Genomic DNA, 15913 nt, shown 5'->3' on the forward strand with positions numbered 1-15913 from the left:
TCATTGCCGGAAGACCTTTCTTTCCGGTTGCCCCTTCCCTTTGAGGGAAGGGGTTTGGGGGGTTGGGTTTCCTAATTCCCCAACAAAGTCTTACCCAGAGGAGGGGACAGAAATTGATGAAGGATTGGAGCTTTGAATCTACATTTAACTGCGGAAATTAGAAACCGAGTCTTGAAGCTGAGTGACAGCGATCGCCAGTCCATCTAAAGACTGCCGAACTTGCACAGATTTTTCGGCGGTTGTGGTAGAAATCGAGCTAACTTTTTGCATGACTGCGGCAATTTCCGAAGCATTTTCGGTTTGATTAGTCGCTGCCCGCGTGATATTTTGAACCAGGGCATTCATCTGCCGACTGACTTCAATAATGGCGACTAAATGCTGTTTCGCTTCAGCGGCTAATTTAGTCCCCGCGACTACCTCCTGAGTGCCTGCTTCCATTGCTTCAGTAACCCGTCCGATTTCGCTTCTAATTTGTTCGACAATTTCGGAAATTTCCTCCGTAGCTGAACCGGAGCGATCGGCTAATTTGCGGATTTCTTCGGCAACTACGGCAAACCCTAACCCCTGTTCTCCGGCCCGGGCCGCTTCAATGGTAGCATTCAGGGCTAATAGGTTAGTCTGAGCGGCAATTTGAGAAATTGACGTCACAATTTTACCAATTTGTTGCGAGCTTTCTCCCAACCGTTTAATCATTTTTCCGGTTTGGGAAATGGTTTGGCGCAGTTCGTTAATGCCTTCAGCGGCCCGGTCTACCGATTGGCCTCCCACTTCGGCAGTTTCGGCGGCTTTATGGGCGACATTTTCCGCTTTTTGAGCCACGGTACAGATATCTTGAATCGAGTTAGCCATGCGCTCAATTTGGCGCAAGGAAAACTCAACTTGTTGAGCTTGTTCTCCTGCCCGTTCCGTTAAATCTTGGGTATTGGCGATGGATTCCCCGGTGGCGCTGCGGACTTCTGTGGCCAGTTCTTGAATCCCGGTTACAACTTTTTTGAGGGAAGAAACAAGGAAATTAAAGGAGTCAGCTAAAGCCCCGAGAACATTATTGTTGACTTCAGCCCGCACGGTTAAATCTCCTTTAGCAGCCCCTTTAATTTCCATTAAAAGTTTAAGAACCTGTTGAGTCAGTTCATCGGCTTCAGCTTTGCGGTCTTGGGCAAATTTTTCCAACTCTTGGGCGACTTTTTTTCGCTCGGTGATATCAAACCGGATGCCAATATATTTAATAATTTTGCCCTGAGCATCAAAAATGGGAGAAATGGTGGTATCTACCCAATAATATGTGCCATTTTTGCACTGGTTTCTGAGTTCTCCTTTCCAGACGCGACCGGCGGTGATGGTTTTCCACATTTCCTCAAAGAGGGATGGGGGATGATATCCGGAGTTAATCATCCGATGATTTTCGCCCATGAGTTCGCGGTGAGAGTATCCGGAGATTTCGCAGAATTTATCATTAACAAAGGTAATGTTGCCCTCGCTGTCGGTTTCACTGACGATCGCCGCTTCATCGAGGGCATTTTGGCGAGTTTTGAGTTCTTGAAGCAGTTGGGCTTGTTCTGCCGCCAGGACTCGAAATTGTTCTTCGGTTTGTTTGAGCGGGGTAATATCATGAGCAACGGCATAAAGCAGTTGCTGTTCTACGGAAGGATTGGAACTCCAAGCTAACCATTTATAGGAACCATCTTTACAGCGATAGCGATTTTCAAAATAGAGGGTTTCTATGCCGGTTGCCAGTTTTTTGGTTTCCTCAATGGTGGCTTCGATGTCATCGGGATGAACAAAGTCGAGAAAAGATTTACCCAGGAGTTCCTGTTCACTGTAGCCCAGGAGGGTGGTCCAAGCGGGATTTATCCGCTGGAACGAGGCGTCAAAACTGAAGATACTCAGTAAATCGAGGGAAATGGTAAAGAACCGATCGCAGGTGACTTGGGCTAATTTGCGATCGCTAATATCGGCATGAACCCCTAACCATTCCCGAATACTGCCATCGGTGGTGTTGAGAATGGGGACGGCACGAACACTCATATATCGATACTCGCCATCGTGACGGCGCAGGCGGTGTTCGACTTCATAAAGCCCCCGATTTTTGACCGCCTCGGACCAAGCTTGGGCCGTCTGTTGACGTTCCTCGGGATGAACAGCATTCAGCCATCCTCGCCCCTTGAGTTGGTCGAAGGTTTGGCCGGTGAAGCTACTCCAAGCGGGTTGTTCCGTGACAAATTCGCCATCGGCAGCGGTATTCCAAATGATTTGAGAGGTGGCTTCAATCAAGGAACGGAAGCGCGCTTCGGAAGCTTGTAGTGCTTTTTCGGCTTGTTTGCGATCGCTGATGTCGATGCCCATTTCCAGGACCAGCCGTTTCCCATCCACATCGTTACAGGGGTAATCATAAATTTGGTACGTGCGCCCGGTGTTAGGGTCTTGCCATTCCCACTGCTGCGGCTGTTTGGTTTCAAAGACTTGGGTGCGAACCTCGGAGTAGAGTTTGCCACCGGGGTTCAAAAGGGTGGCAGCAGAACCCGGGTTACCAAAGAACTCGACAAATTGACGGTTGGCTAACTGGACTGTGTTGCTGCGATCGACGAGGTAGAGGAAGGCAGGAATCCCATCAAACAGGGTGGTGAGTCGCTGGCGTTCTGCTTCTAATGCCTTCTCAATGGCTTTGCGATCGCTGATATCCCGGACTAAAGCTAACAGGAGGGTTTCTCCCTGGCGGGAAAATTTGCCTAGGCGGATTTCTACAGGGAAGGTAGTCCCATCGGCGCGTCGGTGGAGACTTTCCAGGGTGAGGGCTTCGCTGGGGCGTAACTGGGCCACGGCTAGGGTGCGTTCCTCGCTGTGAAAGCGCGGTTCGATCGCCTCTAAATTCAAGGCCAGGAGTTGATTCTGACTATATCCTAAGCTCTCGCAGGCCCGCTGATTCACCGCTAAGATTTTGCCATCCAAGCTGGTCAAAAAGAAGGCATCCGCAGCATTTTCCACCAACTGCCGGAACCGTTCTTCACTCTCGCTGAGGGCGTTTTCTTGTTGTTGGCGATCGCTAATATCCCGAATCACCGTAGAAATACAATCAATTTCTCCATTGTCTTCTTTGTGGACCAGGATCACTTGGGAGGCGGGAAAAAATTCCCCATTGCGGCGTTTGATCACGGTTTCCCCAGTCCAAACCCCCTGGGTGAGGGTGGAGGCGATCGCCTCTTCTAATCGCTGGCGATCGGGTCCGTCTTTAACAAAATCAAACGGGGTGAAATCCGAGGCGGGTTGATCCGGGGAAATCCCCGTCATTTTGCGCGAGGCGGGATTCAGGTAAATAGCTTTCCCCTGACTGTCGCAGATGCCGACAAAATCAGGCGTATTTTCAATAATCCGCGCCAGTCGTTTCAGGGCCGCTTCCGCTTGTTGGCGTTCTTTAATTTCCCCTTGCAGGGCTTGATTAGCCTCCTCTAGTGCGGCTTTCGCACTGGGTAGGGCCAGGGCGGCAGGCAGGGTCGGGACCATTTCTAGGGCGGTTACCAGGGAAATGCCAGCGGTAAGGGCTTTGATACTCCCGGAAATCCAATAGTCTGGACGCCAAAGGGTCCAGACTTCCATCACATGGGTGAATCCACAAGTAATAATAAAGGCCGCAAATAACAGAAAAATCCGACTAAAGGGTAAATCTGGGCGTTGAAAGACGAAATAAATCAACATCGCCACAATCGAAAAATAGGCCAAGGCGATCGCGAAGTCCGATCCGGCGTGCAGCCAAACTAGAACCGGATTCCACAGGTAGCAATGACCGTGGGGAATAAAATTTACCGTGAGGAGGATGGATAAGGGTTCTAACATACAGGGTGCGTCAATCAGTAACGGCGTTTAGGGGGGTCACAATTAGGGAAAGAAGACCGATGAGGGGCAGTTGAGCTATAGCAATTTTCCCATTCATGCCCCCCCAGCCCTAGGAAAATCATCTTTTTGAAGAGAAAAAGCATACCAAACCGAAAACCCTACCCGGTTGAGTGTTGCTCTACTCCTCGGCTAACTTCGGAAATGGGCCACAGATTGCTGAAGACTCTCTACTGAAATTGCCAAGCCGTCTAGGGAATTCTGAACCTGGACTGATTTTTCTGCCGTATTCCCAGAAATGGCACTGACGGCACGAATCATACTCACAATCTCCGTAGCACTATTTGTCTGCTTTGTTGCTGCGAGGGTAATATTTTCCACCAGGGCATTCATTTCCCCACTGACTTGGATGATATCAATTAAATGGGTCTTGGCTTCTGCGGCCAGTTTGGTGCCGATCGCTACTTCCTGAGTGCCTGCCTCCATCGCTACAATCGCCCGTCCAATTTCACTCCTGATCTGTTCGACGATTTCGGAAATTTCCTCCGTTGCTAATCCCGAGCGATCGGCTAACTTGCGGATTTCTTCAGCGACCACAGCAAAACCCAGCCCTTGTTCTCCGGCTCTAGCCGCTTCAATCGTAGCATTAAGTGCCAATAAATTGGTTTGAGCCGCAATTTGGGAAATGGAAGTGACAATTTTGCCAATCTGCCCGGAACTCTCCCCTAACCGTTCGATGGTTTTCCCCGTTTGAGAAAGGGTTTGCCGCAGTTCGTTAATCGCCGCCACTGCCCGATCCACCGACTCCCCTCCAACTTGCGCTTTTTCGGCAGCTTGTTGCGCCACATTTTCCGCTTGTTGAGACAGGGTAAACACTTCTTCAATCGAGTTGACAATCTTCTGAATTTTCTGGATTGTCTCCTCAATCTTTTGGGCTTGTTCTTGGGCTTGGTGGGCCAATTCTTGAGTATTGGAAATCGATTCCCCGGTGGCAGTATTGGCTTCTGTTGCCAGTTTTTGAACTCCCTTAACCACTTTACGGAGGGAGGAAATCAAAAAGTTAAACGAGTCAGCTAAAGCCCCGAGAATGTCGTTCGTGACTGCCGCCCGCACGGTTAAATCTCCCTTCGCGGCTCCTTTAATTTGTTCCAACATTTTGATCACCTGTTGCGTCAGGGAATCCATCTCCGCTTGCCGTTGAGCCGACATAATTTCCAGGTCCGCGATTAATTGGGTTTTTTCCATTTCTGCACCGATGCGATCGCCCACTTCTTGTTGCAGTTTCTCATTGATTTCCTGCAACTCTTGGGTGCGTTGGCTCACCCGATTTTCTAAGTCTGCGGCTAACTGTTCTAGGGCTTCTTGATTCCGCCGCTGTTCCGTCACATCTCGGGTAATCTTAGAGAACCCCTGCAACTCTCCTTCCGCATCCCGTAAGGGAGTAATAATCACATTCGCCCAAAATTTACTCCCATCTTTTTTGACCCGATACCCTTCATCTTCAAACCGTCCCTCGGTTTGAGCAGTCTTGAGTTCGGCTTCCGGTTTGCCACTGGCGCGGTCCTCTAGGGTATAAAACCGCTGAAAAGGTTGACCTAGAATTTCTGGAGCCCGATACCCTTTAATTCTTTGCGCTCCCATATTCCAACTTGCTACCCGACCCACTACATCCAGTCGAATAATGGCATAATCCTTGACACTCTCTACCAAAGAACGAAACCCTTCTTCACTTTCTCGGCGTGCTTCTTCCGCTTGTTTGCGTTCGGTAATATCTAAGCCGGAGGCAATATACCCAAAAAAATTGCCCTGGCTATCAAACCGAGGTAATCCACTCATCCAACTCCAGCAATACTCCCCGTCCCACCGTTTAAGTCGCACTTCAAATTGGAAGGGTTGCCGCTCTTCAAAGGCAGTTTGATAACCATTAATACATCGGTCTTTATCGTCGGGATGCAAATTTTGCGTCCAACCATAACCGAGGTCTTTTTCTAAGGGTCGCCCAGTAAATTCGACCCACCGCTTGTTAAAATAAGTCACCTGTTTATCAGGACCAGCAATCCAAATGATGGCCGGAACTGTATCCGCCATCAACCGAAATTGTTGTTCACTTTCTTGTAAAGCGCGTTCGGCTTGTTTGCGTTCGGTGATGTCCAAGGCGATCGCCACACAGGAGAGTTTAGGAGTCTGCTGGGCGATTTGAAGATACATCTCAATCGGATAGATACTCCCATCAGCACGGCGATGCATTGCTTCAAACCGCATTCTCTGTTGGTGGCCCTCTAATAAGGGAGCCAAGGCGGTTTTAGCCTCCGCCAAAGTCACTACGGCGGGATTGATATCCATTGCTGTTTTTTCGAGGATTTCCTCCTGGGAATACCCCAAATTAATACAGGCTCCTTTGTTCACATATTCAAAGCGCAGGGTATCCACATCAAAAATATAAATCTCGTTGAGACTAGACTCGACGAGATTAAACAACCGCATCCGTTCTTGTTCAGCTTGGATGCGATCGGTAACCACTTCTGTCAGCAGCATAATGCCGCCAATTTCTCCGCTGCGATCGCGCCAGGGATACATCTCCCATTTTACCCAATCGATGCTGCCATCCACTCGGGTATAACCTTCGGCATCACAGCTAAAGGATTCTCCCCCTAAGACGCGTTGTAGCATATCTTTCACATGATCAGGCAGTTCCGGGAATAGCTCGTGGTGCGATCGCCCGATAATGTTTTTCACACTCTGGAAGTCTTCTCTTTTATCTAGTTTATAATCTTTCACCCACCGTTGGGAGGCGACGACATAGCACATCTGGCGATCGAGCATGGCAACCGCTGCCGGAAGATGTTCCAGAAATAATTTGAGTTCTTCTTCCCGGTGGTGTAGTTCGCTTTCCAGCTTCAGGCAATTGCTGATGTCTCGCACACTCACCCAAATTACCTCACGATTGTCTAAAAGGGTGAGGGGTTTGCCGGAGATTTCCACATCCAATAGGTTACCCCCTTTCGGTTTGAGGGCTTTCCATCTTAACGTGCCTCCCTTGCTCACTACGCCTTCAAAATCCACCTGAGATTGCCCGAAACTGGATAAGTGGTTAAAAAAGTTTTTGCCTCGGAGTTGGGTTCGTTCAATGCCGTACAATTGACTGGCTTTTTCATTGGCATCTAAAATTGTGCCATCTCTGTGCTGAATCAAAATTCCCTCATCCATTTGATTCATCAACTCTATGAAGTTCGAGGCAATTGCTTCCATATAGCCGGGAATTTTTTCGTAAGTTGAGATGATTCCTACGGCGTTTCCCTGGGGATTTTTTACGGGCCAGTGATTAATTTTCCAGAGCCATTCTGGGGAGTCCCCCGGGGGGGAATTCGGCACTGGGACTAACAGGGTTTTGGTATCTTTTGGGTTGATTTTTACCCCATTTTGTAAAATACCCCCCCAAGAGAGTGCGCCGTCGGTTTTCCCGATGACTTGTGCGGGGGATGCGACGCCGACTTGTTCGGCAAAGCGCTGATTTCCCCCCAGGTAAACTCCTTGGGAGTCTTGCCAAGATACTGCCCAAGGTAAGCAGTCGAGGGCCATTTGCAGGAATGAACCACTAGAAAAGATGCCACTTCCAAGGGTTTCCCGGATGCCTTGACGGTAGGTGAATAGGGCAATCATCATGGCGATCGCACTCCCGCTTTCCAATGCATAGCTGAGGGTTTCCCATGCGGTTGAAAAAGAGGAGGTGGGGGTGGAAAACAAATGGAAGAAACGACTCCCAGTGGCGACTGCCAAAAAAGCACTCACTACCCATAAAAAACGGCAATGCAGACGAGCTCCGGTGATTTGCAGGAGGATTAAAGTCATCCCCAAATAAGATAGCGCTATTGCCCATTCGGCCCCGTTTTGTATCCCGACCCAATCCGTATCGCTCCCGATGGCGAAATACAGTTGAGAACCTATCCCGTTTATTAGCATAATTCAGTCCCCAAGTAAAGCGAAATTTGCTAGAGGTTTTAAACGGTTTACCACCCTTCAGACTGGGCGATCGCCTCTACATCTAAAATCATCACTAAGCGTCCCGTCCAATCGTATAATCCCCTTAAAAAAGGTGCGAGTTCTTCCCCCACATCCATGCTAGAAACCATGCGATCCAGATGAACCGAAATCACCCCTTGCACCCGAGAAACGGCCAAACCCATTCGCATCATCACCAAGTTTCCATCTCGCGGATCTGGGGCTTCTAAAATTAAAATTCGACTATGCACCGAATGACTATCCACCCCCTCAGTCCGCAAAAACCGACCGAAATCTGCCACTGCTAAAATTTCTCCCCTCAAATTCGTCAATCCTAAGACAAAATGACGGGTATTCGGAACAGGGGCGATCGGTTGCTGTCCCAAAAATAGCACCTCCCGTACTGACAGCAAATCTACCGCAAAGAGGCTCTCTCTTTGACCAAACAACAGAAATTGCTTGAGGTTCCCTGCATTCGGGGAACCGGGCAACTCACTCATCCCCGAACTGAGGGTCAATTTTCCAGCCATAGCGTCTTAAATTTGGAAAAAACACAGCCTTTAAATCTTAGAGGCTTTCGGTTGAATTGCCGGAATTATTTGAAGGAATTAAGCGGTAAAGAATTAAGGGAGGATCTACCAATTATTCTTTTTAAAAATTAATTAACGGGTCATGGCATTACAATATCCCGCCTCATTCTTTCCGCTGAACCTTTCACAATAAGCGCTCGACAATATTAAGCAATTGCTCAGGGTCAACAGGTTTGGTAATATAGGCATCGGCTCCCAAATCCATGCCCCAAGTCTTATCAATCTCTGTATTTTTTTGACTGCAAAACACCACAGGTAATTTGGACGTCTTGCGATCGCCTCGTAACTCTCGGATCACCTCAAATCCATTCATCCGAGGCATCACCACATCCAGGATGACCAGATCCGGTGCACTCTCTTGAATCCGGGCGATCGCCTCCTCCCCATTCGTTGCCACCACCACCTCCATCCCGGCTTTTTTTAAAATCCGGCCAATCATCTCCAGTTCACTCGGCACATCATCTACCACTAAGATTTTGCTCATCTGGCCTTTCCCGTGCTTTGCATAAGTATTCAAATCTTATTTTAGCGTGAGAGTTAGCAATTTCCCTGCCCTCTCCCCAACTTTAACCTCATCCATTTTTACCCCCCACGAGAGCCAGGGCCAAGTCCTGCTTAAATCCGATTCTTTATATAATCACTCCACTTCAATCCCCATGAACCGATGCCAAACCGAACTCAACCCCGGAACACAGCTAAAGCCGTGTCCCGCCAAATTGGCAGCTCTGCCTCCTCACAACCTCCTCATAAAATCATCTCAATTCAAGCCCAATTAACCCAGGCCAAACCCACTTAAAGCCACCTCTAAACTCTTTATATAAAATCACCAACCCCTAGGCAAACCTAACTCCTTGATAAAAAGTAGAAATCCCCTAACAAACCCAGTCTTCTCCCCTCTACTTTAACCACATTTGAGGGCAAACTAAAAGTTACAGATTCCTGAGTTGAGTGCCCCCAAACCCCAGAGCTTTGCGGGAGGGTTTAAATCCCGGGGACAAAACAGTGGGTTACTGGCCCTAATTGGCTACAAAGCAGGCAGAGAACTCCTCAACAAACCCTGTTGTCTTCCGGCTGGACATCCCGCAGACCCCGGCGAATTGTAAAGATTTTTAAGCCAAATCACTCTTCTCTACAAACAGTGATAGAATCCGAAATTGAGCTAGGGGTGTCCGAGCAAAGGGCTGAGAACAAACCCTTAGAACCTGAGTCCGGGTAATACCGGCGGAGGGAAGCTGTTATTTGAGGACTTCAAAATGCGAAAAGAATGGGTTGCCAAACGTCAGGGCCAGAGTAATGTTACTCAAATGAACTATGCCCGACAAGGCATCATTACCGAAGAAATGGACTTTGTGGCAAAACGGGAAAACCTCCCCGTTGAGCTGATTCGGGACGAAGTGGCACGAGGACGGATGATTATCCCCGCCAACATTAACCACCTCAACCTGGAACCGATGTGCATCGGTATCGCCTCCAAATGTAAAGTGAATGCCAATATCGGGGCCTCCCCTAATTCTTCTGATATTAACGAAGAATTAGACAAACTCAAACTATCCGTTAAATATGGTGCCGATACCGTCATGGACCTGTCTACAGGTGGCGGAAACCTTGACGAAATTCGCACCGCCATTATTAATTCCTCCCCGGTTCCAATCGGCACTGTCCCCATTTATCAGGCATTAGAAAGCGTGCATGGTAACATGGAAAATCTTACCCCTAATGATTTTCTCCACATCATTGAAAAACACGCCCAACAAGGTGTGGATTACATGACCATTCACGCGGGGATTTTAATTGAACATCTGCCCTTAGTGAGAAACCGAATTACCGGCATTGTATCTCGTGGCGGCGGAATTTTGGCCCGGTGGATGTTGCATCACCACAAACAGAATCCGCTTTATACCCATTTCGATGACATTATCGAAATCTTCAAAAAATACGATGTGTCCTTTAGTTTAGGCGATTCCCTCCGTCCCGGTTGTCAACATGATGCCTCTGACGAAGCACAACTCGCTGAACTGAAAACCCTGGGACAACTCACTCGCCGCGCCTGGGAACATAACGTGCAGGTGATGGTTGAAGGTCCGGGTCATGTGCCAATGGATCAAATTGAATTTAACGTCAAAAAGCAAATGGAAGAGTGTTCCGAAGCACCTTTCTATGTTCTCGGTCCTCTCGTCACCGATATTGCTCCAGGATATGACCATATTACCTCGGCGATCGGGGCCGCGATGGCGGGATGGTACGGAACGGCGATGTTATGTTACGTCACCCCGAAAGAGCATTTGGGATTACCAAATGCCGAAGATGTGCGAAATGGGCTAATCGCCTATAAAATCGCCGCCCATGCTGCGGATATCGCACGGCATCGCATTGGAGCACGCGATCGCGATGACGAACTATCTCACGCCCGGTATAACTTCGACTGGAACCGCCAGTTTGAGCTTTCCCTCGACCCAGAACGGGCGCGAGAATATCACGACGAAACCCTCCCGGCAGACATCTACAAAACTGCCGAATTCTGCTCCATGTGCGGGCCTAAATTCTGCCCAATGCAAACCAAAGTAGACGCCGACGCCTTAACCGAATTAGAGAAGTTCTTAGCGAAAGAACCTGTGACTCAAGGTTAAGAGTAGAATAGTAAGGTGGGCAATGCCCACCTTATAAAATCCTTTATTCAGCGATTCATCATGGATAATTCCCCCTTACAACGCATCACCATTGATCCAGAAATTTGTCATGGTAAACCCTGTATTCGAGGGTTGCGCTATCCGGTGGAATTTTTACTAGAACTTCTCAGTTCCGGCATGACCCATGCTGAGATTTTAGCCGATTATGAAGACTTGGAAGAAGCCGATATTTTATCCGCCTTACTTTTTGCGGCGCGTTTAAGTCAGATTAAGCGAGTTTATACCCTAGCATCATGAAATTTCTAGTTGATGCTCAACTCCCCCTTCAGTTGGCTCGTTTTCTCCAAAGTGCCGGTTATGATGCCATTCATACCAGCGATTTACCCCAGAACAATTCTACCCCTGACTCTGACTTGAACACCTTGTCACTTCAAGAACAGCGAATTTTAATTAGTAAAGATGCGGATTTTGTTGAGTCATTCTTGCTCCAAAAACAGCCGTATAAACTTTTATTGATTTCTACTGGAAATATTAAAAATAGTGAATTAAAGAATTTATTTCAAAACAACCTGGAACAAATTACGACTCTTTTAGAAAATCACAGCTATATCGAAATTAGTCGAGATGCCCTCATCATTCATCAATAAGCTATCCGAAAAACAACGGTTGATGAAAAAAGAGTGTTTAATTAATTATTGAAAATAAGGCTATAAATTCAACTTTCCATTTATTGCTTAAATACCTATGTCCCCCATCCCTCCGGTGAAATGGTTGTTTAACCGCCGTCGGTTCCTTCAGTTGAGTTTGTTTGCTAGTACCCTGGGTTTGAGTTTAGCTTGTTCTGAAAATCAGGTTCAATCTTCACCGCAAAAAGTGTTAGTGATTGGGGCCGGAATTGCGGGTTTAGCGGCAGCGCGAGAACTTCAGGGACAGGGGTTTCAAGTAACGGTGTTGGAAGGACGCGATCGCATTGGTGGCCGAATTCACACCAGTCGCACCCTGGGGTTTCCGGTGGATTTGGGGGCATCCTGGATTCATGGAATTACGGGCAATCCCATTACGACTCTAGCACAAGAATGGCAAATTCCCATCTTACCCACGGATTTTGATAATATTATACTATACAACAGCCAGGGAAATCCGATTAGCGATCGCGATTTGGAGGTCAGTTACGCAGTCTACGAACAAATTCGCGATCAAGCTGCATCTCTAGCGGAAAACTCCGAACAGGACCTTTCTATTGCCTCCGCATTACAACAAGTTTTAGCCGCCCAAACCCTTACCCCTCAACAATCTCAACTGATTGAATGGGCATTCAATTCTGAATTTGTAACGGAATTTGGAGCAGATTTAGAGAGTCTCTCCAGTTGGTATGTAGATGAGGGAGAAGAATTTGACGGGGAAGATTATCTTTTTCCTCAAGGATATGACAAAATTATCACGGGATTAGCGAATAATCTGGAGATTCAGTTGCAACAAAAAGTGACTGAAATCCGTTACACCGATTCCGGTGTTTCTGTCACGACGGAACGGGAAACATTTACGGCAGATGCGGCGATCGTGACCTTACCCCTGGGGGTTTTGAAATCCGGCTCTATCAAATTTTCCCCGGAATTACCGGAAAATAAACAAGCGGCTATCAATCGCTTGACTATGGGAGTTTTAAATAAAGTAATCTTAAAATTTTCGGAACAATTTTGGCCTGAAGACTATCAGAATTTGGACTATCTCCATGAAAAGCCTCCAGATTTTTCTGAATTTTTAAATTTGGCATTTTATACTCAAAAACCCGCATTAATGGCTTTGACGGGGGGTAGTTTTGCTCGGCAGATTGAACAACTTTCTGAGGGAGAAATTCGCTCACGACTGATGGGGGTGTTGCGACGGAGTTATGGCGATCGCATTCCTGAACCCGAAAGCATGATCGTGACGCGATGGAGTCAGGATCCGTTTACCTTTGGCTCTTACTCTCATATTGCCGTCGGGGGAGAGAGTGGCGATCGCGATATCTTGGCTGAACCTATCGGCGATCGCCTCTTCTTCGCTGGAGAAGCCACCTCTAGCGACTATCCCGCCACCGTACATGGCGCTTACCTCTCCGGCATTCGGGAGGCAAAACGCGTGATTAATCCCTAAATACCTCTTGAATACCCCTCAACTCTCAACGCGATCGGGTAAGATCTAACCAGTACCGACAGCTAAAATAGCCAAGCGGTTACTGAGTCAAGCGTGAAAAACAGCCAAAAATGTCAACCCCCCATCGGCGTCAGGAAAATCAGCGAAGAGAGAGAAAAAAATCTGGTTTCAAAATTCTCAAAACAATCATGAAGTGGAGCGTCGCCTTCCTGCCGTTAAAATTTTTTATCCCCAAGTTTAAGCGGGCTTTGGACCCGCGTTCCATGCAACCGGCAGGGTTACCCGATAATGAAGAAGAACGCTTACAAGCTCTCTACCGCTATAGCATTTTAGATAGTGATGCTGAAGACTCATTCGATGACTTAACCGCCTTAGCTGCTTCAATTTGCGGGACTCCCATTGCCTTAGTCAGTTTGATTGATGCCAATCGTCAATGGTTTAAATCCAAAGTAGGTTTAGATGCTTCCGAAACCCCCAGAAATCTGGCCTTTTGCGCTCATGCGATTCTCAATCCCAATGATATTCTCGTAGTTCCAAATGCGTTAGAAGATGAGAGGTTTGTCGGAAATCCCCTGGTTACTTCTAATCCGAATATCCGCTTTTATGCGGGAACGCCGGTTGTTACCCCCGATGGATTTCCTTTGGGAACCCTGTGTGTCATTGATACCATTCCGCGCCATCTCACCTCAGAACAATTGGAAGGACTACGATTGTTAGGACGACAGGCGATCGCCCAAATGGAATTACGACTCCAAGTTAAACGCTTAGAACGTCAAATTGACCGAGAAAAAGACGCCAAAGCCAAACTTCGGGCCACCGATGCCCAAATTGTCGATTTGCTGGAAAATATGACCGATGCTTTTTTCGCAGTTGATCGCCAATGGCGGTTTAGTTATGCTAATCAAAAAGTTGGAGAAATTTTGCAGCGAGAACCTGAAAAGTTGCTGGGGAAAATTATCTGGGAAGAATTGCCCGAAACTGTGGGTTCTAAGTTTGAACGAGAGTATCGAAAATCCGCAGCGCAACAAGTCAGCGTCACCTTTGAAGACTGTTCTCCCATCACCAGGCGCTGCTTTGAAGTTCGGGTTTTTCCATCTTATGAGGGACTCTCTGTATTTTTTCATGACATTACCCAACGAAAAGAAACTGAAGATGCACTTTGCCGGGAACAAGAAAAAGTCCAAGAATTACTCTTAAATATTTTACCACCCACCATTGCCAAACAGCTTCAGGAACAACCCGGGCTAATTGCGGAAAAATTTGACGCGGTTACTATTTTATTTGCAGATTTAGTTAAATTTACGGAACTCTCAACCCAGGTTTCTCCCCAAGAATTGGTGACTCTTCTCAACACCATTGTTTCCACTTTCGATCGCCTCACGGAAAAACATGGATTAGAGAAAATTAAAACCATTGGGGATGCCTACCTGGTAGTCGGTGGCGTTCCCCTCTCTCGACCCGATCATGCCGAAGCGATCGCAGAAATGGCCTTGGATATGCAAGAGGCGATCGGGCAGTTCAACGCCGAATATCTCACAAATTTAAGCCTGCGAATTGGGATTAACACCGGACCCGTAGTAGCTGGTGTCATAGGCATTAAAAAATTCACCTACGACCTTTGGGGAGATGCCGTCAACACCGCTTCCCGCATGGAATCCCACGGAATAACGGGAAAAATTCAAATCTCTGAAACCACCTATCAGTTGTTGCAAGATAAGTATAAGTTTGAGGAACGCGGTGTCATTGATATTAAAGGGAAAGGAGAAATGAAAACCTATTTTCTCACAGGTAGAAATGGGTCTACTCTTTAAACGGTTCTCCATCAGGTTCGCGATCGCCTCTAACACCCCCAACTACAGCTTGCCTATTGTACCACACAAAGCGATCACCCTTTTTCTTAGAAATGTGATCGCCTATTTGGCTACAGGCGCTCGCCTCTTTTTTCCCACAGTTTCCTCCCCTTTGTCGGCAGGAGGGCGATTGTAGATTATAATAGGCACAGATTGACTTTTGGCTAACCCTGATAAAAATCAACTTGCCCCCAAAAATGCTGACTCAATACATCCAAAGTGCTATGCACCGGGCCACTTATGAGTTGCTTGAAGATGATACGTTTTACGGCGAAATTCCGGGGTTTCCTGGGGTCTATGCTAATGCCGAAACCCTGGAATCCTGTAGAGACTTATTGCAGGAGGTCTTGGAAGGTTGGATTATCTTAGGATTGCGATTACAGCATAACCTCCCATCTATTGAGGGCATTGATCTAACTCCACCACAAGAGGTCGCTTAAGGCCGCCATTTGGACCTATTCAACTTTTAAACATAACATTGGACAATTCACTGACGTTTTGTGGAAACAATCGGGTTGTGATACTCCAGGCGATCGCCCCAAATCTCAGAAATGCGATCGCCTCTTAACCACAGATCCGTATTTCTCATGGAGCAACATTAACAACTTCACTGTATTGCTCAAGTTCTTCCTCTGTAACATGGATGCCATTTTGCCACAGTTCATATTCACTGATATCAATCTCGTCATTCCACACCAGTCCATAACCCCCCAAATCTACTCTGAAATTTTTGAAAAATCCTGGATTGCTTAATGGTACAAACATTGGTTTTTCCAATAAAGGAGTGATGTCATATTTTCGCCATTCTTGATTAGTAAATTGAACCAGTAAGAGGCGATCACCAATAGCTTTAGCAGAAAAAATCCGAAAAATGTTCATAACAATT

Annotated in this window: 11 protein-coding genes and 1 riboswitch; of the genes, 6 read left to right on the forward strand and 5 right to left on the reverse strand. The window is 47.3% G+C overall.

From position 1 onward, the window contains the following. Positions 1-144: 144 nt before the first annotated feature. The 4 genes from NG792_RS04985 to NG792_RS05000 form a co-directional block, all read right to left on the reverse strand. The gene (locus NG792_RS04985) at positions 145-3828 is read right to left on the reverse strand and encodes a PAS domain S-box protein (RefSeq protein WP_261234748.1); all 3684 of its coding nucleotides are present in this window, start codon (positions 3826-3828) and stop codon (positions 145-147) included. A 189-nt stretch (positions 3829-4017) separates the two neighbouring features. Continuing rightward, entirely contained in the window at positions 4018-7785 is a 3768-nt protein-coding gene (locus NG792_RS04990; RefSeq protein WP_261234749.1) for a methyl-accepting chemotaxis protein, read from the reverse strand. A gap of 47 nt (positions 7786-7832) precedes the next feature. Beyond that, positions 7833-8354 (reverse strand): chemotaxis protein CheW, encoded by a 522-nt coding sequence (locus NG792_RS04995; RefSeq protein WP_261197384.1) that lies wholly within the window; start codon positions 8352-8354, stop codon positions 7833-7835. 184 nt (positions 8355-8538) lie between these two features. Next, complete coding sequence (locus NG792_RS05000) at positions 8539-8898, reverse strand: response regulator transcription factor (protein WP_261197385.1); 360 nt, start codon at positions 8896-8898, stop codon at positions 8539-8541. 667 nt (positions 8899-9565) lie between these two features. Beyond that, positions 9566-9661: riboswitch (TPP riboswitch) on the forward strand. 6 nt (positions 9662-9667) lie between these two features. Here NG792_RS05000 and thiC point away from each other — a divergent pair. From thiC to NG792_RS05030, 6 genes are all read left to right on the forward strand, one after another. Further along, complete coding sequence (thiC, locus tag NG792_RS05005) at positions 9668-11041, forward strand: phosphomethylpyrimidine synthase (RefSeq protein ID WP_261197386.1); 1374 nt, start codon at positions 9668-9670, stop codon at positions 11039-11041. Between the two features lie 60 nt (positions 11042-11101). Continuing rightward, complete coding sequence (locus NG792_RS05010) at positions 11102-11338, forward strand: DUF433 domain-containing protein (RefSeq protein ID WP_261197387.1); 237 nt, start codon at positions 11102-11104, stop codon at positions 11336-11338. Next, a complete protein-coding gene (locus NG792_RS05015) occupies positions 11335-11688 on the forward strand; it encodes a DUF5615 family PIN-like protein (protein WP_261197388.1) in 354 nt (117 codons plus the stop codon). Before NG792_RS05010 ends, NG792_RS05015 begins: the two co-directional genes overlap by 4 nt. A 97-nt stretch (positions 11689-11785) precedes the next feature. Next, the gene (locus tag NG792_RS05020; protein ID WP_261234750.1) at positions 11786-13177 is read left to right on the forward strand and encodes an FAD-dependent oxidoreductase; all 1392 of its coding nucleotides are present in this window, start codon (positions 11786-11788) and stop codon (positions 13175-13177) included. 263 nt (positions 13178-13440) lie between these two features. Continuing rightward, complete coding sequence (locus NG792_RS05025) at positions 13441-14988, forward strand: adenylate/guanylate cyclase domain-containing protein (RefSeq protein ID WP_261197500.1); 1548 nt, start codon at positions 13441-13443, stop codon at positions 14986-14988. Between the two features lie 236 nt (positions 14989-15224). Continuing rightward, the gene (locus tag NG792_RS05030) at positions 15225-15467 is read left to right on the forward strand and encodes a type II toxin-antitoxin system HicB family antitoxin (protein WP_261197390.1); all 243 of its coding nucleotides are present in this window, start codon (positions 15225-15227) and stop codon (positions 15465-15467) included. A 145-nt stretch (positions 15468-15612) separates the two neighbouring features. On the opposite strand, the gene NG792_RS05035 is transcribed toward NG792_RS05030, so the two are convergent. Beyond that, complete coding sequence (locus tag NG792_RS05035) at positions 15613-15906, reverse strand: DUF2442 domain-containing protein (RefSeq protein ID WP_261234751.1); 294 nt, start codon at positions 15904-15906, stop codon at positions 15613-15615. Between the last annotated feature and the right edge of the window lie 7 nt (positions 15907-15913).

This window comes from Laspinema olomoucense D3b, assembly GCF_025370785.1.
Classification (GTDB): Bacteria; Cyanobacteriota; Cyanobacteriia; order Cyanobacteriales; family Laspinemataceae; genus Laspinema; species Laspinema olomoucense.